The following is a 22,767-nucleotide window of genomic DNA, read 5'->3' as shown; positions in this document are numbered from 1 at the left end:
AAATCTCAAAACATGGGGAGCTGTTTCGAGATTTCCATCCTTAATGCTCCTGCGATTACTCGTCGCAGTTTTTACTTGGTGAGCGCTCAGGTCAAAACACTCTTTTCACGACCTCTTGTTCACGGTGAGACAAAAGTAGCATCTTCGGAAAATTTGCCGAAATTTACCAAAAATTTGAGAAGCACCAAGTAGGTAACAATCAACATCAAAAACGAGTTTTTGTGTTTCTTGTCAATTTTCGGAAATTCCTTCTTATTTCTTGATGCTAAACACTTTTGTCTCAACCTAATTTCGTGAACCAATTTAATCACAATAAGAAAAAAAGTCAACTAACTTGTCTTATTTTTATCAAATAAAAGATAAGAGTTAGGTAAGAAATAGAAGTAACCTTGTTTTTTTTTAGCGAAAAGCGTATATTATTCTGGCAAATGATGTTTATAGTAAGGAGCGAAAAAATGTTTTCTTTTATACCAAATTCGGTATTGCAGATGAGTACGATTTTTCTATCAATCGTTATTGAAGCTTTACCATTTGTTCTATTAGGCTGTCTCATCTCTGGGGCACTACAAGTCTTTTTAACACCTGAGCGAGTCAAACGCTGGTTACCAGACAATCGCTTTTTATCCATTTTGACTGGTTCTGTTTTAGGATTTTTCTTTCCATCCTGTGAATGTGGGATCGTACCGATCGTTCATCAGTTTGTCAAAAAAGGAGTTCCTGTGCATACCGCTTTTGCATTTATGTTAACAGCACCTATTATCAATCCAATCGTCATTTTTTCTACTTTTATTGCATTTGGGAACTCTTGGGAAATGGCCGGTTGGCGAATGGTTGGAAGCTTTGTGGTAGCGTTGATCATTGGTATCTGGCTCGCTTATTTTCAAAAAGAAAGTGTATTGAAAACGAAGATCCAACAAACAATCGATCATAACCATCATCATGACCACACCCATGGTACCAATGAACACGAGGAGGTCAAAATTGGGAGAATCAAGCAACTTAGTCAGCAAACAGGTCATGTCCTCACACATTCAATCGATGAATTTTTTGATACGGGTCGGTATCTGATTGTCGGTGGTCTGATTGCCGCTAGTATGCAAACTTACTTGCCAACTCGTGTCATGTTGACACTGGGCTCAACCAAACTACTAGCAATTATTATCATGCTTCTTCTAGCTTTTACGATGTCCCTATGCTCGGAAGCAGATGCGTTCATCGGGTCCTCCTTACTCAGCCTTTTTGGTACAGCTCCTGTGGTGGCATTCTTAGTATTTGGACCAATGGTGGATATCAAAAACCTTTTGATGATGAAACGCTATTTTAATGGTCGCTTTATTTTGATGCTCATTGGTTTGATAGCCGTTAGTGTGATTGGTTTTACATTATTTATCTAGGAGGAGCAGTATGATACGATTTTTGATATTATCTGGTTATTTTGAGCTAATGATGTATTTACAAGTATCTGGGAAATTAGATCAGTACATCAATGTTCATTATCGTTATTTGGCTATTTTATCGATGATTTTATCTGCTTTACTTGCATTGGTCCAATTGTATATTTGGGTCAAGAGTGATTCAGTAAAAGGGAAAAAACAGGTAGATGAAGAAGTACACCATCACCACGATCATGATCACGATCACGGGTTAACCAAACCCTCACAACGAGTGATCGCTTATGTTCTGTTGGCTTTACCTGTTATTGTCGGTACTTTATTTCCGACAGTCAGTTTAGATACGACGATTGTGGAAGCAAAAGGATTCAATTTTCCAATAAGTAAGGAGTCGGTTGGAGACCCTGAAATGCAGACACAATATTTAAAGCCTGATACGAGCATTTATTTTAACAAGTCTGACTATTTGGATCAGATGAAAAAATTAAAAGAAAAATATGATGACAAACAGCTTATTAAGATCACTGATGAGAATTACTTGGAAGTCATGGAATTGATTTATAATTACCCAAGTGAATTTATTGGGAAAAAAATCTCTTATGAAGGCTTTGTGTATAAAACGCCAGATGGGGAGAAAGAAGATAATTTCTTATTCCGTTTTGGAATCATCCATTGCGTTGCTGACTCAGGTGTATTCGGTCTATTGACACATATGCCGGAAGGAACGAATGTCAAAAATGATGAGTGGTATAAAGTAGAAGGCACCATCCAATCTGACTACTATGAACCCTTCAAACGGGACATTCCAGTTGTAGAGGTCAATACTCTAACCAAAATCGAGGCACCTAAAAATCAATATGTGTATCGGTCATTTTAAAGCAAAGACTAAAATGATTAGTGACAAAAACAACTGATGTGACAATAAAAAACCAAAGTGCTTGAAAATAGCTTGTAGCTTGCCTATTTTGTAGATACTTTGGTTTTTTATTCATGGCACGATTATTTTCGCCGTTACTTTTTCATTTATGAATGTTTTTAGTTGTTCTTTTTTTTCGTTTCAAAAAAATGGCTTCTCGTTTTAATTTGAAGTTTCGGATATTGTGGTTGAAGACCTCTGATAAAACGAGTCCTAAAGCAATAGCACCAGCAATCATGATCGCTTGAACTGTATAACTTGCAGCTGCCTGATACGAGCCAGTTACTAGATTTCTCACTGCTTGATAAGCCAGACCTCCAGGAACTAGTGGTACCATGCCAGGGATATTAAAGATGGTTACAGGCATTTTTAATCGTTTAGAAAAAAGATCACTGATAAATGCAACACCTAAAGAACCCAGTAACGAACCAAAAGCCGGCGTACTACCTAAGTCCACACATACCCAATAGATCATCCAGCCAAAGGCACCAGAGAGCCCGCAACAAATCAAGGCACGTCTAGGAACGTTGGTGATGATCGCAAAAGCCGCTGTGGCTAAAAAGCTAAAAGAAAATTGAATAAATAGATTCCACATCATCATGTTCCTTTCTCAATAAAAAAGTTGGAAGATAAAGGCAATCGCAAATCCGATCATTGTGGCAGTCATCATGGCCTCTGTACCACGAGAAACTCCAGAAACATAGTGTCCAGCTAGTAAATCCCGAATAGCATTTGTAATCTGTACTCCAGGAACAAGGGGCATGACACAACCGATGATGATCAAATCCTGATTGGCACCTAATCCGACACGAACGCTGAGAATAGCTGTAAGACCAATTAACAAGGAGGATAAGAACTCTGACAAAAATTTGATCCGAAAAAATTTTAAACTATATAAGTAAATTGCATAGCCGATACCGCCGATCATCAAAGTGATTGGTAGATCACTCATTTCTCCACCAAATAATACCATGATCGTTCCGCTAATCACCGCAGCACTTAAAATTTGAAGCCATACTGGGAAAAATGACCGATCTTTTTCAATGGCTTGTAAGGCAATGTAGAGATCATTCAAAGTTAACTCACCAGCAACATATTTTCTAGAAAGATTATTGACATTGACAACTTTTTCCAGATTAATGGAGCGATTGGTGATTTGTTCCATTCTAATGGTTGACGTACGGTCAAGACCAATAAACAAACCCGTTTGAGTAACATAGCTGACCAGGCGATAATTGCCAGAAGCAAGAGCGATTCGGCTCATTGTGTCTTCTACTCGGTACATCTCAGCATTGCTTTCCATCATGATTTTGCCAGCTAATAAACAAGTATCAAGTAATAAATCCAACTCTTTTTCTGTCATAATATTTTCTCCAATAGTTCATTTGTTGCTTTTATTTTACTACAAATGACTAAATAAAAGAGAAATAAATAAATACTTGAGTATGAAAAGAAAGAGGCGTATACTGATTTTTGTAAGATGCGGGTGTAGTTTAGTGGTAAAATCCCAGCTTCCCAAGCTGATGTCGCGGGTTCGATTCCCGTCACCCGCTTAAACGAACGATAAGAATGAAGAGAAACAGTATTGATCACATGTTGTTTGATCAATACTGTTTTTTGTTTTTGAGTCACAAGGCATTTTTTGCTTGATTAAGTGAAAACATACTGTTTTAAGATCAATGATTTTTTATGACGTATTCTTTTTAAGAAGAGATCAATTTTTAATTAGTATAGAGAATTAAAGGTAGAAATAAATGGAATAAAATAAGTTTAAATATTTTAAAAAAGGGGAACGTATGTTAAAGTTTAGAATAGTTGTTTAGAAAAGGAGTAAAGAAATGCAGAAAAAATCAACAAAAGCCATTCTGGGTGTGGTTGTTGCTGTTTTAGCAGGGGCACTAGGACTATCAACACAAAAAAATTCAGATATCGTTCAACAAATTACTGGGTTATTTGACTCAACCCCACAAGCGTCAAAAGTAGCAGACGTACCAGAATATGATGGGAAGCATCAAGAAATTGAGATCAATCAGAATCGTCCGGATTTCACTGAAGAAGATTTGAGCTTAGCTAAAGGAACATGGCAAAGCTATTCAAATATTGATCGATTGAACCGTGTAGGTGCGGCCAATGCGTTATTGGGAAAAGACCTTTTTCCCAAAGAAAAACGCGAGCCGTTGTATATTGATCCAACTGGTTGGAAACAAAAAAAATTAAGCGATGGCCAATGGCTTTATAATCGTAGCCATTTGATTGGTTATCAATTGACTGGACAAAACAACAACATCAAAAATTTGATGACAGGTACTCGTTCATTAAATGCGCCGTATATGCTAGTCCATGAAAATGATATTGCCGCTTATATCAAAGAAACCAATCATCACGTTCGTTATCGTGTCACTCCACATTTTAAGGGGAATGAATTAGTTGCCAGAGGAGTGCAATTAGAAGCAGAAAGTATTGAAGATAAAAAAATAAAATTTAATGTGTTTATTTATAACGTTCAAGAGGGTTATGAAATCAACTATGATACTGGACAGGCGAGAAAAAAATAGCTAATGACATTCGATAGTATACGAAAAAAGTATGAACTTTTTGAAGAATTATCGAAAAAGCTTATATTTATTTAAATATAGCGTATACTTTGGTTAAGATACGATCAAGTAACTGAACATTTGATCACAAATATGTTAAAGTAATGAGAAGTCTGTTTATTAATTTAACCGGAAGTTTTTTAAGATTTATTTGTAGTTTTAAGGTAATTCGAGTAAAATAAAAGTGTAGAAGGTAAATGAATACCTTGCGGGAAAGAGGTGTAGAATCATGGGTTTTACAGATGAAACCGTACGTTTTGGTTTTGACGATAGTCGTAAAAAAGAAGTAAGTGAGACATTAGCGATCGTTTATCGGGCTTTAGAAGAAAAAGGCTACAATCCAATTAATCAGATTGTTGGCTACTTGCTTTCTGGAGACCCGGCCTACATTCCTCGTTATCGTGATGCAAGAAACTTGATACGCCGTCACGAACGCGATGAAATCATGGAAGTAATTGTTAAAGATTATCTAACAAACCATGGGGTAAGTATATGAGAGTAATGGGCTTAGATGTGGGCTCAAAAACAGTTGGTATTGCTGTTAGCGATCCATTTGGTTGGACCGCTCAAGGAGTAGAGATCATTCGTATTGATGAAGAGGCGGAAGAGTTTGGCTTTGACCGTTTGAAAGAACTAGTCGATCAATATGAAGTAGACCGATTTGTCGTAGGCTTACCTAAAAATATGAATAATACAATTGGACCAAGAGCAGAAAGCTCAATGGCTTATGGAGAAAAAATTAAAGAATTGTTCTCGTTACCAGTTGAATATCAAGATGAACGACTAACCACAGTTCAAGCTGAACGAATGTTAGTTGAGCAAGCCAATACATCAAGAGCTAAAAGAAAAAAAGTGATTGATAAATTAGCTGCTGTCATGATTTTACAAAATTATTTAGACGGTTCAGGAAAAAAATTATTTTAATTTCAATGAAAAGAGGGAGACTTATGACAGAACATAACCACACACATGACCACGATCACGAAGGGCACGAGCATATCACCTTAGTAGATGATCAAGGAAACGAAACGTTATATGAAATTTTATTAACAGTTGATGGACAAGAAGAATTTGGCCGTAACTACGTATTGCTTTATCCAGCTGGTGTACCAGAAGATGAAGATGTTGAGTTGCAAGCCTATGCTTATGTCGAAAATGAAGATGGCACAGAAGGCGAACTAGAACAAATCGAAACTGATGCAGAATGGGACATGATTGAAGAAGTATTCAACACGTTCATGGCTGAAGAAGAAGAATAGTCTTCAAATGACGGCTGAACCCTTGATGGATAAGGGTTCAGCTTTTTTGTGTTTTGCTTTGACCATGGTTATTAAAAATCGGCTCTTTGTCAAGAAGGACTGATGAGTGGAGTAAAATCAAATCTGAGTCTGAACAATCAACTCGGTTTCATCAGCCACATAAATAATAGAGTCAAAATAGTTAAGTGTATTTTGTTTTAAGGAATGATCAAGAATAAAGTATGCAGAAAATATCTGATTTCTAGATAGGAATATAAAACCCTTCGTAGGGTACGATATAATAATAAGAGGTTCTTTGTGATGAAGTATGTGACTTGTCATTGTTTCTAAGAATGAAATGACAGATAAAGTGAATATTCTTGTCCACTTTTTCAGATGTTCAAGCGTTGTATAGATGAAAGGAGAAAATGAAATGAAACAGGAGGGAACATTTGAAGAAGTATTACTTTTATTAGGGCAAGAAGTAATCAGAGTGCTAATAGAAAAGGGGAGTACGTTGGAAGACGCAGAAGATGCTGTTTCTAAAACCTATGATACTATATTTTCTTCTCTTATCTATATGACACAGGATAATTTACGTCCTTGGTTTTTTAGAGTTTCTTTCAATAACTATATTGATCTATTCAGGAAAAAGAAGCGTGAAAAAGAGCTTATTTTTCGCTATGTTGACTCGCAGTCGAATGGAACTAATGAATCAGAAAATTTATGGATGATTATCGACTCGCTAAAAAGGCAAGAACAAGAATTACTGATTTTTAAGTATTATTATCGACTATCGTATGAGGACATCGCGAGTATGTTAAATCAAAAAGTAGAAACCGTGAAAAAACAATTATACAGAGCACGAAAAAAATTAAAGGCAAACTGGGAGGATGAGTGATGGATTTGAATAGGAGTATCAAAAAAGCCAAAAGAAAGCAGATAATAATGGTCAGTTGTGTTTCAATCATAATTTTTCTTACGATGTCGGGTATCTTGGTTTTTATATTAGATAAAGTCGCTACGAAAAATTATCATGAGCTAGATCAGTCGTTATTTGCTTACCAAACAATTGCGTCACCAAATACACAAATTGACTCACAAGTGATTGCTAACAGCTCAATTTTGGGCGGGGAGGTCGTAACTAACCAATCGAAAAACATTGATGGCTACATTGTACCCTGGAGTAGTTTACATAGTAAGTACAATGTTTTTGGCAACGAAGTGGACAATAATGAACGGATGACATCTTGGTATCATTCCCTTAAAAATTCATATGAATATAATCGTCAAACCAAACAAAAAGTCGCCACATTCTACAATCCGACGATTGAAAACTATTATGGTGGGGTGAAAAATGAATTAGCGGATTTAAAAAGCACGGATGATTTACTTGCAGAAGTAGCGATTTCCTTTGATCGGCCCTATCGCTATAGTGAAGTGAAAAAAATGTTTCCGGAAAATGTCAATGTTGTCTGGTTGTATTTGTTTTCTGAAGAGAGAGACGAAAGCAAAGGACGTTCCGGTATGCCAACGTATGGTTTTCAGTTAAGTTTTGATGAAAAGAATCAGCTGATTGATGCAGAAGCAGATAAAGATTATTTTTTCAGCTCATTTGAATCACACGTTTCTTCTGTGAATAATAAAGCAATGGTAAATTTTCTAAAGGAAAACGAAAATAAGAAAGTAGATGACCTAGAAGTCTTAGGAGTAATGATTACAGGACAAGCAAAGAATTTAGCAGAACTAAAAGACAAACCCTTTGTTAGAGGCAGTTCTGTTGGTGTAACAGTACCGATTGTTCCATACATTGAACCAGAAAAATAGTAAGCTATCCTAAACAAGGAAATTGATTTAGTTCGTTTTATTTTATAAAGGTAAACAGAGGGTGTTCAGAAGACAACGGATTTCTGGACACTTTTGTTGTAATCGAATATGAAGTGTATCCTATTCTTTTTGTGTCTATAAACACTCAAACAAAGTTCATTAAATGTTTAGATGTGCTGCAAGTTTTTTAATTGCTTTATTTTTAGTCGCTTGGCTAAGGTTAACCATCGGTGTCTATTTTCTTGTTAACAGCCAACTGATGAACCTATGTTATCTAATACAATAGAAGAATTGAGGTATAACAGGTAATTAGATATCGTGTTTCTTCTGAAAAATAAAATACTCCAAGCAAAAGAGAAATTCTCAATTGCTTAGAGTATTCGCAAGCCCTTATTTCGATGAACTTTTCCAATTCTCGTATTGTTCTTTCAACTTCTTGATATACCAAGGGATTCGTTCAGGATTGTTGCTCAGAAAAGTCAAAGCATTTTCTTCAGATTCAACAATTTTTTTATCAATCACATAGGCAAATTTTTGTATGTCCATTTCTAACTTATCAATATCACTTATGAAAAATAGTTGTCCGTTAGTTTTTGCGGTCTTATTTAATGAACTCCATTTTATTTGTTTATTTTCATATGAACTATCATTAGACTGATTGTTTTCAAAACGAAATTTTATTTTTTTATTCATAAGCTTCCTCACCCTTTATATTCATCCTAATTTTTTGGTTTCAAGAAATATTTCATTAAGATAGATTGGCTAGACTTATCTTTTTAAGTTATTTTAATTCTTTTTGTTAGTTGGAATTCTCTTTATTTGATAACATATTCATTTTTGCTCAATTTTTTTAAAAAGGTTTTAATTTTTGAATTTAGATAGTATCTGTATATTTCCGCTACAATTTTCGGATAGCGATAGGTGCATGCTATTTCTACCAAATGAGTATAGATGTCATAGAGTACAAGCCTAATCTTATCTTCTTGACTAAACGTAAAATGATCATTTATCACTTTACTGTAACCTGAGATGAAATTTGGATCTTTTTCTAATCTATCTAACATGAATGAAGGGAATGTGGCTAATGGATCTCCGAAAAAGAATCGTTCAAAATCAATAATACCAGAGATAGTCAACTTTTCTTTTTTGGGTGCCAAATATATGTTTCCAGTCCACATATCATAATTAACAAGCTTAGGTGTTTGAATTTCATCCAGCAGTTCTTTTCTTTGTTCTATAGCAGATAAGATTTCAGTATACGGAATTTTGTACCCGTGCTTTCGCGCATCCTCTAACAAATCGCTAACCATAGCTGTAAATGCTTCACTCCAAGATGTGTAACGATAATGACGTTCTTCTTTGATATAGCCAAACCATTTGCCTTCAATCCCATGTAATTTAGCATTGATTTTCCCGAGTTTTTTCATCAACTCAGGTCTTGATTTATTTAAAAGCAAGTAATTAGAAAAATAGTTGGACCAAGTTTTTCCTTTAACACACTCTAATAGAATGTAATTATAAGGAATCACCTTTCTTGAAAAATCATATGCATACATTTTGGGTACAGGGACATGATGATCTTGGAGCAACTGATAAACATAAACTTCTGTGTAAAGTCCGCCTTTTTCTAACAAAGGTAAACCAGCACTTTCGTCAGGTGCAGTCTTTAATACTACTCCGTTGCGTAATTCTTGGGTGCCTTTTATTAGGTAGACTGTATTCAGCGTTCCTTCCTTAAATTGCTTGATACTCGTAACTTCAGAATGTTTAAATTGTTTGTATATAACTGTTTTGATTTGTTCATTTGTTAGCGCATTTTTTGTTGAAATCTTCATACCTTCCTCCATACGTTACTTGCAATAATTTAGTTTCTTCATTCGTCGAAAGAGCATTGATACCAAGCACTTAGATTAGGCTGCAAATTGGCTATTATATAAATCAGCATAGAACCCATTTTGATGAATCAATTCTTCGTGATTTCCTTGTTCAATAATCGTTCCTTTGTCCATGACCAGAATATGATCAGCATCTTGAATTGTTGAAAGACGATGTGCGATGATAAAACTTGTACGGTTTTTCATCAGGGCATCCATTGCTTTTTGAATTTCAGCTTCCGTACGTGTATCTACGCTAGAAGTTGCTTCATCTAAAATTAGAATTGCTGGATCTGCAAGAATAGCTCTAGCTATAGTTAGTAATTGCTTTTGTCCAACAGAAATATTTGATGTTTCATCATCCAAAATAGTTTGATAACCATCAGGAAGGGTACGTATAAAATGATCGATTCGTGCAGCTTTAGCGGCTTTGATAATCTCAGTTTCTGGAGCATCTCTTTTTCCATAAGCAATATTTTCAGCAATAGTACCCGAGGATAGCCAAGTATCTTGGAGAACCATCCCAATGATCGAACGCAATTCTTGACGAGTCATTTCCGTTATATTGACATTATCGATAGAAATCTTACCTCCATTTAATTCATAAAACCTCATGATTAAGTTAACTAATGTTGTTTTGCCAGCACCTGTAGGACCAACGATGGCCACTTTACTTCCCGCTTTAACATCAATATTGATGTTATCCATCAACATCATGTCTTCTTTGTAGCCGAAACGAACATTTTCAAAACGCATTTGTCCTTTGACTTTAGGTAAGCTAATGCGTTTGTTCGTTTCAGGAATTTCTTCTATTTCATCTTCTATTTGATAGATCCGCTCAGCAGCGGCAATAGCTCCTTGAAGTGAATTAGAGATATAGGCAAATGTAGACACTGATTCAGATACTTTTTCAATATATTGTAAAAACGCTTGAATATACCCAATTGAAATACTTCCATTTAAAACAAGAATTGCCCCGCCAATTGCGATTACAACATAGCCTAAATGGTTCATAAATTGGATGATTGGATTGATGACGTAAGTAATGAACTTTGCTTTTTTTTCTTTCTGACACAGATCTTCATTTAAAGACGCAGTATTCTGAATCATTTCATCTTGGATATTAAACGCCTTAATAATTATATTTCCTGTGAATGCTTCTTCGATCTGAGCATTCATGTTTCCCAAAGCTTTCTGGTTCTCAGCATGAGCAACCTGTGTTTTTTTCGTGAACATTGAAGCAATTACCAGACTCAAGAACACAGTGCCTAGTACAATCAAAGACAGCAAAGGACTAATCATAAACATGATGAACAAGGCACCAATCATTGCTACAAATGAAGAAAGCAGTTGAGAAATTCCATCTTGTAAGGTTGTCGAAACTTTTTCAAGGTCGCTAGTGATACGACTGGATATATCTCCTTTTTTATGTGTATCATAAAATCGAAGTGGCACTCTATTCAGTTTTTCACTAATTCGTTTTCTCATTGAAAGCGTGACATTTTCTGCAACACTTGCCAAGACATATTGTTGCAGATAACTAAACAAAGCTCTGGCGGAAAAAATACCAACTAGCAATAGCAGCAACGTATTCATTGAGTGTATGCCTATTGTAAATGCGTTACTTGTTTGTACAGGTAATTGAACTTCTTGGGCAATAAGATTGATAGCCTGAGCTAATAACAAAGGATAAATTATACTCAGTAACGAACTAATCCCTACACCTATAAGAGTTAATAGTAGTTTCCATTTTTGTCCCATGAGATCAGTGTACAGACGAGAAGTTGTTTTTTTCACACTCTTTATTTTTGATGGATTTCCATTTACGGTCGTGTTACTCATGCGATATCCTCCTTGCTAAACTGAGAATCAACGATTTGTTTATAAGGTAAGCAAGTCTCTAATAAAGTCTGATGGGTGCCAATACCTGCTACTTTACCTTCGTCCAAAACAATGATTTGGTCGGCATCGATAATTGTATTGATTCTCTGAGCTACAATGATCATAGCGGCTTCTCTTGTTTCCTTTTTCAAGAGTGATCGAAGTTTCGCATCCGTCTTATAATCTAGGGCTGAAAAGCTATCATCAAATACATATAACTCAGGCTTTTTAATTAATGCACGTGCAATGGCTAGTCTTTGTTTTTGTCCACCAGAAAAATTATTTCCTCCTTGTGCTACTGATGTTTCAAATCTATCATTTAAGCTGTTAATGTAATCATTGACCTGAGCAATTTTACAAGCATGAGTGATTTCCTCATCTGTTGCATCTTTCTTACCATGTTTAAGATTATCTAAAATCGTGCCACTGAATAAAAAAGCTTTTTGAGGCACATAGCCAATTTCCTCTCGGAGGGCTGCACTAGATAAATTTTTGATATTTTTCCCTTTATAGGAAATAGTTCCTGTATAAGAGTGATAAAACCCCATAAGTAAACTTGCGATTGTTGATTTTCCAGAACCTGTACTTCCAACGATAGCTGTAGTTTGACCTTTCTTTACACTAAAACTAATGTCTTCCAACACTGGTTCTTCAGCATTTGCATAACCGAAAGACACTTTATCAAATTTGATTACTTCCGTTACTTCAGCAGTTTCATTGATAGAAGTCTCTGAGGAATCATCTTCCTCAACATTTAAAACAGCTAGTATCCTATCTGCACTTATTTTTGCTTTCGGAAGGCTAGTGATTCCTGCAAGTCCCATGATCAATGACATAAGAATGATAGAAGAGTATCCGATGACGGCAATGATATCTCCTAATTGCATTGATCCATTGGTTACTCTGATATTTCCTAGATAGACAATCAACAATGTAGAAAAATTCATGATAAGCGTAATGATCGGCATGAGGATGGCAAATAGTTTATTTATACTAACTGCTGTTTTATTGTAGTCAAAAAAGGATTTATCCATACGGCTCTTTTCATAATCCATACGATTAAAGGCACGAATGACTCTGACACCAGTAATTTTTTCCCTAATATTCTTATTCATCTTGTCAAAAAGCGTTTGCTGTTTTGCTAGAAGAGGAATCGCTTTTTTGCTAATTAAAAAAGCTAAGAAAAGAATGACCACCATGATTCCCATGATGCTGATTGCTAAACCAGTATCTTTTGAAAAAGTGAGAACTAATCCAGCAATTGCCATGAAAGGAGCGGGTAAGAGCATTTCAACTGATGAAGAAAAAGCTTCTTGGATTTTTGTTACATCGCTGGTATTTCTACTGATCATTGAAGCTGGCCCGAAATCATTGAATTTATCTATTGATAGATTTTGTGCTTTTTGAAATAACGCATTTCGAAGGTCACGGCCTAGATAGGCAGAAATTTTTGAAGAAAGATAAGTACCAAAGATGGAAAAACTCATGATAGTAAGTGCTACCAAAATCATCAGCGTACCAATTTTCCAGATATAATCTAAATCCCCTTGAAGAATACCATTATCCACAATATCTGCAGTGAGGGTAGGGATATATAATGTTCCAAATCCTTGTATGAAAACACATAAGATCATTACTATAGTTTCTTTATAATATGACTTTAAGAAGGAAAATAATTTTTTCATGATTCATTTCTCCTTTTTAAGTAATCTTCTAAAGAGAAAAAGAGTTCATTGGAAAATCTCTCAAAATCATCAATAAAAGTTGGTGCAATTTTCATAGTTTCTTGAAGGGCTTTATTTTCAATCTCATATACCGGTTTTAATACTTCTTGGGCATAGAGGAGACCTTTTTCAGTTAAACAGATTTGTAATTCACGTTTTTTCCCAGGAATATTTTTAAGAGTAATGTATCCATCTGATTCACATTCTTTGATCAGCGTATTGATTGTTGTTTTGGGAAATGACCAATCCTCGCAGATTTGTTTCTGTGAATGGAATTCTCCATCGTCTAAAACATATAAGAGCCAAAATAAATTTTCTTTGACACCAGATAATTTTGAAATTTTCCAATAAACACCATCAAGTGTAGAAGTTATTTTTCCAATTCGTTGATTCGTGTGTTTTTCAGCCATTTATGAACCTCTCCTTTATAATCCTAATTCGTACTTATGATAATAATACGAATTCGTACTAATGTCAATGATGGGATTTAGTTTTTTGATAGGGTTCTTTGTTTTTATTATTAGAGAATAATAGTTGGTCGAAAAAAATAAGAAGTGACTAGTATAACGACTGGATTCATAAGAATGGAGGACACATTTCTAGTAGGGGAAATTTGAATGCTAAAACAATTTCTTAAAACGACTGAATTAGGACTTACTAGATGTGAGGAATGGAATAGGATATTTATTGAGGACACATTTGATTGTTTTTCTTTACTGGAGGGATCAAATGAGGGAAATGAAGGGGGAAAAATGAAAAGATGTTGGTGAACTTCACCAACATCAAAACGTATAAAGCCATTCTATATAGAGCATTTCTTAACTGAAAAACTGTTTTATTTCTAGCGATTCTTTCAGAGTGACAGCTTTCAATATTTAGTCAGTTGGCAAACATAGTAATCAAATGTACTTTTCTTTTCAAAGCCCATGTTTACATATAAATCATATGCAATTTGATTGGTTGCGTCGACTTCTAAATAAATTTCTTTTTCTTCTTTGATTAATAATTCTTGGATCAAACGATTCAAGCAAAGTTTACCTAACCCTTGACCACGAAAAGCCGGTGCTACGACTAATCCGTAGATACCATAGGAAGATAGATCCTCTTCGATTCGGGCACAAGCAATCAGTTGATTTTCTTTATGAAAAACAACTGTTTTCTCTAAATCTTCAGATGACAATGGAGGAACCGTTGCCCCAATTTCTCCTAATTGGAGTTGGGCAATTAGGGAAGATTCCTTTAGAGTAGCTTTTTGTGGTCGATAAGGAGAATCTAGCTGTTTAAATTTGTTTGGCTGAAGAATCAACCGATACTCAGTAAACTGTTTGTTCAATTCTTTTTTCGACTCAAAGTAATGTTTCAAAAAAAGGTCACGTGGATCAGTGATGTAAAGAATCGTTGTTCGACCGATGGTTTGAGCAAATCGCATTATTTCATCAAGTAGTTGTTGTAAACAAGCCAAATTTTCATGCACGATCATTGTTACTTCTAGTTCGCTCTCATCATAAAAACTTAAAAAAGCATAGGCAATAAGTGTCTCTTCTTTAAAACAAAGGACATGGCGGATCTGGTCGTTCGTTTGTTCAGCAAAATCAGGAGCTAGTTTAAACTGGCAGTGACGCTGCTGTTCGATCTGTTCTTTCAATTCACGGATCGTTTGCTTGGTATCAGGTTGTAGCTGTCTTGTGATAAATACTTTCATTTGTTTTCCCCAATCAAAAGATTTTTCTCATCTTATCTTATTTTTTTAACCAACACAATAAGAAAGTGAATCGCGGTAGTTGGTCGTTCCTTCATTTGGTCATGAAGCCAGAAAGCGAGTCATTGCCATTCAACGAGAGTGTCATACAAATGCAATGCTCATAAAAATATAGTTTATAAGGAAAAGTGACATATAAATAAAATTTATGGTAGGTATTAGTTTTGACTATATTCTTTTCTCACGCCTATACTTCCCTTGTTACTAAAACCTAGGAGGAATTAGCTATGTTGACAGGATTAAACTTATTAAATAATCCATTTTTAAATAAAGGAACAGCTTTTACGAAAGAAGAACGTGCGAAATATGGGATTACAGGTATGTTGCCAAGCACAGTCCAAACGTTAGAGGAACAATCGATTCAAGCATACGGACAATATTTGAGTAAACAAAGTGATCTTGAAAAACGAATCTTCTTAATGAATTTATTCAATACAAACCGGACACTTTTCTATAAATTAATGGGACAACATTTAGTTGAGTTTATGCCAGTTGTTTATGATCCAGTCGTTGCGGATTCAATCGAACAATACAATGAAATTTTCTTAAAACCGCAAGATGCTGCGTTTCTTTCAATTGATGAACCAGAAAATATCAAAGCAAGTTTACAAAATGCTGCGGACGGTCGAGACATTCGCTTGATCGTGGTGACTGATGCAGAAGGAATCTTAGGTATGGGTGACTGGGGAGTCAACGGTGTAGATATTGCGATCGGTAAATTGATGGTTTATACAGCAGCTGCTGGAATCAACCCTGCCCAAGTATTACCTGTATCGATTGATGCAGGAACAAATAATGAAGAATTACTAAATAATCCATTGTATTTAGGAAATCGCCATCGTCGTGTGACAGGACAAAAATATTATGAATTTATCGATCAATTCGTTGATGCAGCAACGGATCTTTTCCCAGAACTATTACTACATTGGGAAGATTTTGGACGAGGAAATGCTGCAACGATCTTAGAAAAATATGAAGATAAAATCACTACTTTCAATGATGATATCCAAGGAACAGGGATTGTTGTTCTTGCTGGTGTACTAGGTGGACTGAATATTTCTGGAGAATCATTGAAAGACCAAATTATTTTGACTTTTGGAGCCGGTACTGCGGGCGTAGGTATTGCCAATATTCTATTAGACGAAATGATTCGTCAAGGTGTATCAGAAGAAGAAGCTCGAAAACACTTTTATCAAGTAGACAAACAAGGGTTATTATTTGAAGATACAGAAGGTTTGACTCCAGGACAAATTCCTTTTGCTCGAAAACGATCTGAATTTACTAATTCTGCTGAATTAACAACTTTAGAAGCGGTCGTAAAAGAAATTCATCCAACAATCATGATTGGGACATCGACTCAACCAGGTGCGTTTACGGAAGAAATCGTTAAGGAAATGGCAAGCCATACACCACGTCCAATCATCATGCCATTGTCTAATCCAACGAAATTAGCGGAAGCGAAAGCCAAAGATTTAATTGAATGGACTGATGGGAAAGCATTAGTAGGAACTGGGATTCCGGCAGCAGACGTGGAATATCAAGGAGTAACTTATCAAATCGGACAAGCAAACAATGCGTTGATGTATCCAGGGTTAGGACTTGGTTTGATTGCTTCAACGGCTACACGTGTGAATGCTGAGATCATTTCTCAAGCAAGTCGTGCATTAGGTGGAATCGTTGATGTTACACAACCAGGCGCAGCAATTTTACCTCCAGTTGCGAAGATCACTGAATTTTCTCAAACAATTGCAGAAACAGTAGCGAAATCTGTTGTTTCTCAAAAATTGAATCGTGAAGAAATCACTGATATCAAAGCAGCAGTGGAATCTGCTAAATGGGTACCAGAATACCAAGAGTTAGACAAATAAGCTTGACCAAATTTCTAAAACAAAGTGAATGAAGGATTAGTTGAGCACAATCATACACAGAGTACGTTAATCGGTGAAAGGAAAGCAGCTGATTAGATGCAACGAGGTGAAAAATGGGAATCACCTGATGGAGAAGCTATAAAAATCAGATATTGAACTATTTTTCAACGTACCTCAGCCTTTCACCGTGCTTTTTTATTCAGAAAGGATCTGTATGAATGACACAAAGAGAAGAATCAACTACAAAAGTTGAAGAAAAAACAAAAGAAGGATTTTGGACAACTAAGATTACTGGAGTAAGTCTTCCTATCTATTTTGTTATGGTATTAGTCCTGATCGTTGCAATGGCACTTGGAAAATTACCAACGAATATGATTGGTCCGATCGCTGTTCTAGTGATATTCGGGAATTTATTTCATTTTATTGGTACAAAAATCCCAATCGTTAGAAGTTATCTAGGTGGAGGTTCCGTATTTGCGATCTTTGCCTCAGCTGCAATTGCGACTTTTGGTATATTACCAGAATACGTGGTGAAAGCTACTGAAAATTTTGTAAGTAACATGGGTTTCTTAGATTTTTATATCGCAGCTTTAATCACTGGGAGTATTTTAGGGATGAATCGTAATTTACTAATGAAAGCATCGGTACGTTTCATTCCAGTAGCACTTATTTCAATGATTGTCTCGTTTTTTGCTGTTGGTCTAGTTGGAATGTTAATTGGTAATGGGTTTGGACGTTCCGTACTGTATATCTCTTTACCAGCAATGGCTGGAGGAGTTGGAGCTGGCGCAGTTCCATTATCTACGATTTATGCGAACGTCTTAGGAACGAATGCTTCCTCTATTATTTCTCAATTACTCCCAGCTACAGCAATGACTAATGTCTTAGCCATCATTGGAGCAGCTTTGGTTGCTCGTGCAGGAAAATCAATGCCTAAATTGAATGGTGAAGGCAAACTTATGGCAAAAGGCGATCTTGGTGACGGTAAACCACGGAATGTGAAACCATCGATCCCCCAATTAGGTGTAGGTCTAATGGTGTCATTAACATTCTTTATTTTAGGACAAATCGGCAACTACTTTGTGCCAAAAATCCATGCGTATGCGTTCATGATTATCATTGTCGTGATTTGTAAAATTACAAATCTCTTACCTGATTATTATGAGGATGCAGCAATTATGTTCAATAATCTGATCGTTAAGAATTTAACAGCAGCTGTCCTTGCAGGAATAGGGATTGCGCTATTGAATCTAAATGTCTTAGCTTCAGCGTTAACTTGGCAATTCGTTGTTTTATGTTTGACAAGTGTTGTAGCAATCTCGCTCACTTCAGGATTCGTGGGACGTTTGTTCGGTTTGTACCCAGTTGAATCAACCATTACAGCTGGATTGTGTAACAACTCAATGGGTGGTACAGGGAACGTAGCAGTATTATCTGCGGCTAATCGAATGGAACTAATTGCTTTTGCGCAAATGGGAAATCGTTTAGGCGGTGCAATCGTCTTGATCATTTCAGGATTTTTGATGCAACTATTTTCTTAAGGAACGAAGACAATAATTTTTTCCTTACTTTAATCGATAAGAAAAACATAGATCTGGAACAACGTTTGTTCCAGATCTATGTTTTTTTGTTTACATTCTTCTAATTGAGCAGGAACTACCCATGATGAAAGTCACGAGTGTACTCGGCTAATTCATCAAACCAAAAGCATGAATCGTAAAAGAAACCAGATCAACAAAAAAATTGGGTTTATCTGACAAAAATCTTCAAGTACTTGCGTATCTCTATTATGAAAAGAGAATGATGAACGTGTTGGTCAAATAGATAGAAAACAGGAAGAGGATTTATGAAAAAACAAAAAATGTTGTATCGTTTAATGAAAATTTTAGGGATAGCAGTAATCATAATCGGAGGGATTGTGTACATGAAACAAAAGCAGCTTAATGAAGAAATGGTCAATATGATTAAGAGTGACCGAGTAGCGCAACTGATCGAATCTGAGTTAAAACGGTTAGATCCCAAAGCATTAGCAGCTGAAGGAATCGTCCATTCGTATGAAATTGATTACGAAAGTATTGAACCTAATCGTTTAGGAGGAATCAACGTTGAATTGATCATTAATCAAGATAAAGAGTTAACATTAGGATTGGTAGTCAATGAGCGCAGGAACCAATTAGTGAATGATGGATTAGTTCTCTCAGAAAAACTAGATAGGCTGATTGAGAGAGCGGATCAGTCATGAGGATGACTGATGAAGAGAGAATAAAAATGATAAGCCAAAGCTATATGAATCTCGAAGTGAACAAAAAAATTTCAGTGAATCGTCAAACATATGGTTATGTATCAAAGATAATAGATAACAAAAAAAGTGGAGAAAAAAGTTTTATCATTACCGACGGAAATCCAAAAGTGCAAAAGCCAAAAGAAGTGAAACAGATAACTATCCTTTATCAAGGCTCGATAGGGATCAATAAAATACTGGTAAATCCTGGAGATGTATGGCGAGATTGGGGAGTAAACAATCTTCCTACGGCTGTCCAAGTGATCAATGCAGGAGGAGCAACTGCGATGCCGCAATTAAAGTCTGCTGCCCATACATTACAAGAAACCATGCAAATGTATCCCAATGCCAAAGTTTCAGTATATGGCCATTCTTTAGGTTCAATGAATGGACAATATGCTATTTCAGATTTGCCGACTGCTTTTCATGATCGGCTAGAGGAGGTATATCTCTACCAAGGCCCCAACATTTACAGTATTTTAAATCCCAGACAACAAGCAACAGCAGATAAATTAACGAATGAAGGAAAGATTTTCAATTTTATTGACACAAGAGATTTAGTACCGATCGGGTATTCACTGACAAAAAAACAAGTGGGCACAGTAATTGAAGTAACATCTAAAAAAGTGAAGTTGGGCAAACAGCATATGTTGGGCGGTTATTTATTTGATCAAGATGGGAATCTAGTGACACAGTCTAAAGGGATTATCCAATTAGCAAAACATCAGACAAGCAAAGAGTTGGATCGGCTCGCTGAGATTCATCATCAATTTAGTCACAGCGGTAAAGGAATTTCTTCTTCACAAGAGATTTTTTTAGATGCGATGCAAGCGAAAACGATTACCTTGGGATACAAACAAGCGATTCAATCTGAGATAGACACAGTGGTCAAGTGGCTAAAAAAGGAGATTGAACAGGCTAATCTTCTTTGGAGCCAAACGAAACGGGATACGAACCGCTGGGGTGAACATTTGAATGATACCGAAAAAATGGCTATTCTGGCAGAAAATCAGGTGACAGAGTACACACTAGTCCGTCAGCCAGTGGCTACCTATGAACAACAACTAACCCTATTGCAAAAGGTCCAATATGAATTAGATACGCTGCTGAAACAGATAGTTACCACCATTGAAGAACAGGTGAGGACAGATAAAACATTGTCCCAATATCTTTCATAAAATGGAGGGGTTATGGATGAAAAAAGGTGAAGGACAGTCTCAACCTATGGAAAAACAGTTATATTCAGAAAAAAAACAATTAGAAAATCAACTCGACCAACTAAAGAACGAGAAAAGTAAATTTGATCATTACTTAAATCACTTAGCAAACCAGTTCTATGATTTTTCATTTTTTGATGTTTCCCCTCACAGAAAACAGTTCTATCGTTTGTTAAATGATAGCAAAGAAGAGGCGGAAGGGATTTTTCGCAGAGAGAAAAGACTGATCGAATGTCGCATCGAATATCCCTTAATAGATAAGTACTCTGCATTAGAGAAAGAATCTAACAACTAATAAAAACGAAACGGGAGAAAAACATGTTTGAAGAATTACAAAAAACATTGGAAAAACAACTCATTCGGCTTATTGTTGCAACACCAAGTCATGCCACATCGCAAAATAGAAAAAACTTGACCAAACAAACACTTCAACAGAAGAAACAAACGTTGAAACAGCTGACTACAAGTTATGCAAGTCATTTAAGTCACGTTTCTAAAGGAACATGGGTCAAGACAGCTATCCAAGTGATCGAAAGAACGGCGAATCAATTCGAATGGCTTACTTAAGGAAGTAAAAAAGTTGAGCATGAAGTTGTGCTAAACTTTTTTACTACGAGTAAATGATCGATTCAATGATGAACCGCAATAACAAGAGAAGACGTTCTAAATCAAAGGAGTGATGGATCTTCTCTTTTGCAGTGATTGAATGATTTTTTGAGTATACCTAAAAATAGAAACTAAAAAATCATAAATAAGCATCGATTTCTTCTTTAATGATTCGTAATCCTTTCTTTAAAATCTCCAAATGATTGGATGATAAGGCGATTCGGATAAAAGGATCAGCTTGTTGTTGACTAGTGAAGCGATTCGAGTGATAAATTCTTATCCCTTTGTTCAAAAAATGTTGTTCTACATCTAAGGGAGAAATATCGGCTCGGATCGGAATATTTCGATAATAAGGATAAGGATTCGAAGGACGAGGTAAATCAAAATACGCATCAAAGCAGTCATTTGCTTCGGCTGTTCGTTTTAATTTTGTTGTTAAGATTTTCTGGATTGTTTCTGGTGAGCGCAAGATTTGAGTGATGATTTCTGCATCTAGACCAGATGTTTTGACGTTTATATTAAAGATTGCTCGTTCAATTCGTTCTCTTAAACGTTCTGGGAATACAAGATAGGCTACACGAAGACCTGAACAGATAAATTTGGTCATTCCTGACAAGTAAATGGTTTGGTCAGGTAGCAGCTGTTGAAACGGTGGCAAAACTTGTTGTTGAAAATGGGTCGTTAAAAAAGAATGAATATCGTCTTCAATAACTAATAACTTTTCTTTGGAAATAATAGCTTTCAATTCATTACGCCGTTGGAGAGACAGTTGAAAACCGATGGGGTTATTACAAGAAGGCATCAGATAAATCCCTTTTATTTTCTTTTTATGACACTCTTGTAGCAATAATTCAGGTTTCATTCCTTCTTGGTCGAAATCGATCGGAACTACTTCTAAGTGATACAAATGCGCTAACTCAATAAAATTGGAATAGGTATATCGATCAATAGCGATTCGATCTCCAGGAGAAAAAAAGGCGGCAAGTGTCACAGCAAGCCCATTTTGAACACCAGAAACGATTGCGGTATGATGAATCGTTGTTTGAACCCCTTGAGTCTGTAACCACTCGACTGCCGTCTTTAATTGAAAATTGGTTCCCATAGGGTCACGATAATTCAATAAACCCACGATATTGGGGTTGAGACTGACTGAATGGATAAAAGGCAGGACAAGATGGTTGCAGTCTTCAAAAGAACTAACTAATCCAAAATCAATCACATGCTCAGCTACTTGATTAGTTGAAATCGTGATTGAAGTAAAAGCATTAGGGGAAACGAACGTACCACTTCCAATATTGGTGTACAAGAGACCTTTCTCAATACCATATTTATAGGCCTGACCGACAGTTGTAAAATTGATATCTAAATAGTCGGCTAATTCTCTCTGAGAAGGAAGTTGGGTATTTTTTTGTAACTTACTTGTAAGAATATCTTCTTCTAGCTGTTGGATCAGAGATTTATAGATGGGGCGTGTTAATTTTGTTTTATCAGGTCGCCAAGTGATCGGATAATCTTCATAAGAATTTATGGGCATTTTATTCACCTCTAAAATTGTATTCCATACAATTATACTATTGAATGTATATAATTC

The 22,767-nt window shown here is 35.9% G+C and carries 23 protein-coding genes and 1 tRNA gene; 15 read left to right on the top strand and 9 right to left on the bottom strand.

Annotated elements, in window-relative coordinates:
* Window positions 1–455 precede the first annotated feature (455 nt).
* Entirely contained in the window at window positions 456–1,394 is a 939-nt protein-coding gene (locus IGJ27_RS09800; protein WP_178305758.1) for a permease, read from the top strand.
* A 10-nt stretch (window positions 1,395–1,404) separates the two neighbouring features.
* Window positions 1,405–2,268, top strand: coding sequence for a TIGR03943 family putative permease subunit (locus tag IGJ27_RS09795; protein ID WP_010718682.1), 864 nt, complete (start codon window positions 1,405–1,407; stop codon window positions 2,266–2,268).
* A gap of 142 nt (window positions 2,269–2,410) precedes the next feature.
* Here the strand turns inward: IGJ27_RS09795 and IGJ27_RS09790 are convergent, their stop codons facing one another.
* Window positions 2,411–2,902: a threonine/serine exporter family protein gene (locus tag IGJ27_RS09790; RefSeq protein ID WP_178306401.1), complete on the bottom strand. Its 492-nt coding sequence runs from the start codon at window positions 2,900–2,902 to the stop codon at window positions 2,411–2,413.
* 15 nt (window positions 2,903–2,917) lie between these two features.
* Entirely contained in the window at window positions 2,918–3,670 is a 753-nt protein-coding gene (locus tag IGJ27_RS09785) for a threonine/serine exporter family protein (RefSeq protein WP_010718680.1), read from the bottom strand.
* 119 nt (window positions 3,671–3,789) lie between these two features.
* On the opposite strand from IGJ27_RS09785, the gene IGJ27_RS09780 reads away from it, so the two are divergent.
* The 7 genes from IGJ27_RS09780 to IGJ27_RS09750 all read left to right on the top strand — a co-directional run bounded on the left by IGJ27_RS09780 (window position 3,790) and on the right by IGJ27_RS09750 (window position 7,966).
* Window positions 3,790–3,860, top strand: a tRNA-Gly gene (locus tag IGJ27_RS09780).
* A gap of 285 nt (window positions 3,861–4,145) precedes the next feature.
* Window positions 4,146–4,862 carry a DNA/RNA non-specific endonuclease gene (locus tag IGJ27_RS09775; RefSeq protein ID WP_178305759.1) on the top strand — a complete coding sequence of 239 codons (717 nt, stop codon included), beginning with the start codon at window positions 4,146–4,148 and terminating at the stop codon, window positions 4,860–4,862.
* 268 nt (window positions 4,863–5,130) lie between these two features.
* Window positions 5,131–5,397: an IreB family regulatory phosphoprotein gene (locus IGJ27_RS09770; protein WP_010718678.1), complete on the top strand. Its 267-nt coding sequence runs from the start codon at window positions 5,131–5,133 to the stop codon at window positions 5,395–5,397.
* Window positions 5,394–5,825, top strand: coding sequence for a Holliday junction resolvase RuvX (ruvX, locus tag IGJ27_RS09765; protein WP_010718677.1), 432 nt, complete (start codon window positions 5,394–5,396; stop codon window positions 5,823–5,825). The genes IGJ27_RS09770 and ruvX overlap by 4 nt, the downstream gene beginning before the upstream one ends.
* Before the next feature lie 23 nt (window positions 5,826–5,848).
* Entirely contained in the window at window positions 5,849–6,160 is a 312-nt protein-coding gene (locus IGJ27_RS09760) for a DUF1292 domain-containing protein (RefSeq protein ID WP_010718676.1), read from the top strand.
* Between the two features lie 412 nt (window positions 6,161–6,572).
* Window positions 6,573–7,040, top strand: a complete 468-nt coding sequence (locus IGJ27_RS09755; protein WP_010738038.1) for an RNA polymerase sigma factor — start codon at window positions 6,573–6,575, stop codon at window positions 7,038–7,040.
* Window positions 7,040–7,966, top strand: a complete 927-nt coding sequence (locus IGJ27_RS09750) for an anti sigma factor C-terminal domain-containing protein (protein ID WP_178305760.1) — start codon at window positions 7,040–7,042, stop codon at window positions 7,964–7,966. Before IGJ27_RS09755 ends, IGJ27_RS09750 begins: the two co-directional genes overlap by 1 nt.
* A 390-nt stretch (window positions 7,967–8,356) precedes the next feature.
* Here the strand turns inward: IGJ27_RS09750 and IGJ27_RS09745 are convergent, their stop codons facing one another.
* The 6 genes from IGJ27_RS09745 to IGJ27_RS09720 form a co-directional block, all read right to left on the bottom strand.
* Window positions 8,357–8,659, bottom strand: coding sequence for a hypothetical protein (locus tag IGJ27_RS09745; protein WP_010718673.1), 303 nt, complete (start codon window positions 8,657–8,659; stop codon window positions 8,357–8,359).
* Window positions 8,660–8,781: 122 nt separating this feature from the next.
* On the bottom strand, window positions 8,782–9,801 hold the full coding sequence (locus IGJ27_RS09740; protein WP_178305761.1) for a phosphotransferase family protein: 1,020 nt from the start codon (window positions 9,799–9,801) through the stop codon (window positions 8,782–8,784).
* Window positions 9,802–9,876: 75 nt separating this feature from the next.
* The gene (locus IGJ27_RS09735; protein ID WP_178305762.1) at window positions 9,877–11,682 is read right to left on the bottom strand and encodes an ABC transporter ATP-binding protein; all 1,806 of its coding nucleotides are present in this window, start codon (window positions 11,680–11,682) and stop codon (window positions 9,877–9,879) included.
* Entirely contained in the window at window positions 11,679–13,406 is a 1,728-nt protein-coding gene (locus IGJ27_RS09730) for an ABC transporter ATP-binding protein (protein ID WP_178305763.1), read from the bottom strand. Before IGJ27_RS09730 ends, IGJ27_RS09735 begins: the two co-directional genes overlap by 4 nt.
* Window positions 13,403–13,855 (bottom strand): MarR family winged helix-turn-helix transcriptional regulator, encoded by a 453-nt coding sequence (locus IGJ27_RS09725; protein ID WP_010718669.1) that lies wholly within the window; start codon window positions 13,853–13,855, stop codon window positions 13,403–13,405. Before IGJ27_RS09725 ends, IGJ27_RS09730 begins: the two co-directional genes overlap by 4 nt.
* A 458-nt stretch (window positions 13,856–14,313) precedes the next feature.
* A complete protein-coding gene (locus IGJ27_RS09720) occupies window positions 14,314–15,147 on the bottom strand; it encodes a GNAT family N-acetyltransferase (protein ID WP_178305764.1) in 834 nt (277 codons plus the stop codon).
* Between the two features lie 284 nt (window positions 15,148–15,431).
* On the opposite strand from IGJ27_RS09720, the gene IGJ27_RS09715 reads away from it, so the two are divergent.
* The 6 genes from IGJ27_RS09715 (at window position 15,432) to IGJ27_RS09690 (ending at window position 21,137) form a co-directional block, all read left to right on the top strand.
* Window positions 15,432–17,072 (top strand): malolactic enzyme, encoded by a 1,641-nt coding sequence (locus IGJ27_RS09715; protein ID WP_178305765.1) that lies wholly within the window; start codon window positions 15,432–15,434, stop codon window positions 17,070–17,072.
* A 218-nt stretch (window positions 17,073–17,290) separates the two neighbouring features.
* Window positions 17,291–18,613 (top strand): 2-hydroxycarboxylate transporter family protein, encoded by a 1,323-nt coding sequence (locus tag IGJ27_RS09710; protein WP_010718665.1) that lies wholly within the window; start codon window positions 17,291–17,293, stop codon window positions 18,611–18,613.
* Window positions 18,614–18,918: 305 nt separating this feature from the next.
* A complete protein-coding gene (locus tag IGJ27_RS09705) occupies window positions 18,919–19,314 on the top strand; it encodes a DUF1310 family protein (protein WP_010718664.1) in 396 nt (131 codons plus the stop codon).
* Window positions 19,315–19,340: 26 nt separating this feature from the next.
* Window positions 19,341–20,531, top strand: coding sequence for an Mbeg1-like protein (locus IGJ27_RS09700; RefSeq protein ID WP_256733917.1), 1,191 nt, complete (start codon window positions 19,341–19,343; stop codon window positions 20,529–20,531).
* A gap of 16 nt (window positions 20,532–20,547) precedes the next feature.
* The gene (locus tag IGJ27_RS09695; protein WP_178305766.1) at window positions 20,548–20,865 is read left to right on the top strand and encodes a hypothetical protein; all 318 of its coding nucleotides are present in this window, start codon (window positions 20,548–20,550) and stop codon (window positions 20,863–20,865) included.
* 23 nt (window positions 20,866–20,888) lie between these two features.
* Window positions 20,889–21,137: a hypothetical protein gene (locus IGJ27_RS09690; protein WP_063627435.1), complete on the top strand. Its 249-nt coding sequence runs from the start codon at window positions 20,889–20,891 to the stop codon at window positions 21,135–21,137.
* Between the two features lie 178 nt (window positions 21,138–21,315).
* Here IGJ27_RS09690 and IGJ27_RS09685 read toward each other — a convergent pair whose 3' ends face one another.
* Window positions 21,316–22,710, bottom strand: a complete 1,395-nt coding sequence (locus tag IGJ27_RS09685; RefSeq protein WP_178305767.1) for a PLP-dependent aminotransferase family protein — start codon at window positions 22,708–22,710, stop codon at window positions 21,316–21,318.
* Window positions 22,711–22,767: the final 57 nt, after the last annotated feature.

This window comes from Enterococcus sp. DIV1726a, from assembly GCF_051710985.1.
Lineage (GTDB): Bacteria > Bacillota > Bacilli > Lactobacillales > Enterococcaceae > Enterococcus_B > Enterococcus_B hirae.
The sequence above is the reverse complement of the archived record's forward strand: the minus strand, read 5'-3'. Positions and strand labels throughout refer to the sequence as shown.

Excerpts from the sequence above, each read along its gene's own strand:
- IGJ27_RS09710 (WP_010718665.1), top strand. The coding sequence starts at position 17,291 with ATGACACAAAGAGAAGAATCAACTACAAAAGTTGAAGAAAAAACAAAA.
- IGJ27_RS09790 (WP_178306401.1), bottom strand. The coding sequence starts at position 2,902 with ATGTGGAATCTATTTATTCAATTTTCTTTTAGCTTTTTAGCCACAGCG.
- IGJ27_RS09700 (WP_256733917.1), top strand. The coding sequence starts at position 19,341 with ATGATAAGCCAAAGCTATATGAATCTCGAAGTGAACAAAAAAATTTCA.
- IGJ27_RS09705 (WP_010718664.1), top strand. The coding sequence starts at position 18,919 with ATGAAAAAACAAAAAATGTTGTATCGTTTAATGAAAATTTTAGGGATA.
- IGJ27_RS09795 (WP_010718682.1), top strand. The coding sequence starts at position 1,405 with ATGATACGATTTTTGATATTATCTGGTTATTTTGAGCTAATGATGTAT.
- IGJ27_RS09725 (WP_010718669.1), bottom strand. The coding sequence starts at position 13,855 with ATGGCTGAAAAACACACGAATCAACGAATTGGAAAAATAACTTCTACA.
- IGJ27_RS09685 (WP_178305767.1), bottom strand. The coding sequence starts at position 22,710 with ATGCCCATAAATTCTTATGAAGATTATCCGATCACTTGGCGACCTGAT.
- IGJ27_RS09800 (WP_178305758.1), top strand. The coding sequence starts at position 456 with ATGTTTTCTTTTATACCAAATTCGGTATTGCAGATGAGTACGATTTTT.
- IGJ27_RS09735 (WP_178305762.1), bottom strand. The coding sequence starts at position 11,682 with ATGAGTAACACGACCGTAAATGGAAATCCATCAAAAATAAAGAGTGTG.
- IGJ27_RS09695 (WP_178305766.1), top strand. The coding sequence starts at position 20,548 with ATGAAAAAAGGTGAAGGACAGTCTCAACCTATGGAAAAACAGTTATAT.
- IGJ27_RS09770 (WP_010718678.1), top strand. The coding sequence starts at position 5,131 with ATGGGTTTTACAGATGAAACCGTACGTTTTGGTTTTGACGATAGTCGT.
- IGJ27_RS09690 (WP_063627435.1), top strand. The coding sequence starts at position 20,889 with ATGTTTGAAGAATTACAAAAAACATTGGAAAAACAACTCATTCGGCTT.
- IGJ27_RS09785 (WP_010718680.1), bottom strand. The coding sequence starts at position 3,670 with ATGACAGAAAAAGAGTTGGATTTATTACTTGATACTTGTTTATTAGCT.
- IGJ27_RS09775 (WP_178305759.1), top strand. The coding sequence starts at position 4,146 with ATGCAGAAAAAATCAACAAAAGCCATTCTGGGTGTGGTTGTTGCTGTT.
- IGJ27_RS09755 (WP_010738038.1), top strand. The coding sequence starts at position 6,573 with ATGAAACAGGAGGGAACATTTGAAGAAGTATTACTTTTATTAGGGCAA.
- IGJ27_RS09740 (WP_178305761.1), bottom strand. The coding sequence starts at position 9,801 with ATGAAGATTTCAACAAAAAATGCGCTAACAAATGAACAAATCAAAACA.
- IGJ27_RS09750 (WP_178305760.1), top strand. The coding sequence starts at position 7,040 with ATGGATTTGAATAGGAGTATCAAAAAAGCCAAAAGAAAGCAGATAATA.
- IGJ27_RS09715 (WP_178305765.1), top strand. The coding sequence starts at position 15,432 with ATGTTGACAGGATTAAACTTATTAAATAATCCATTTTTAAATAAAGGA.
- ruvX (WP_010718677.1), top strand. The coding sequence starts at position 5,394 with ATGAGAGTAATGGGCTTAGATGTGGGCTCAAAAACAGTTGGTATTGCT.
- IGJ27_RS09760 (WP_010718676.1), top strand. The coding sequence starts at position 5,849 with ATGACAGAACATAACCACACACATGACCACGATCACGAAGGGCACGAG.
- IGJ27_RS09745 (WP_010718673.1), bottom strand. The coding sequence starts at position 8,659 with ATGAATAAAAAAATAAAATTTCGTTTTGAAAACAATCAGTCTAATGAT.
- IGJ27_RS09720 (WP_178305764.1), bottom strand. The coding sequence starts at position 15,147 with ATGAAAGTATTTATCACAAGACAGCTACAACCTGATACCAAGCAAACG.
- IGJ27_RS09730 (WP_178305763.1), bottom strand. The coding sequence starts at position 13,406 with ATGAAAAAATTATTTTCCTTCTTAAAGTCATATTATAAAGAAACTATA.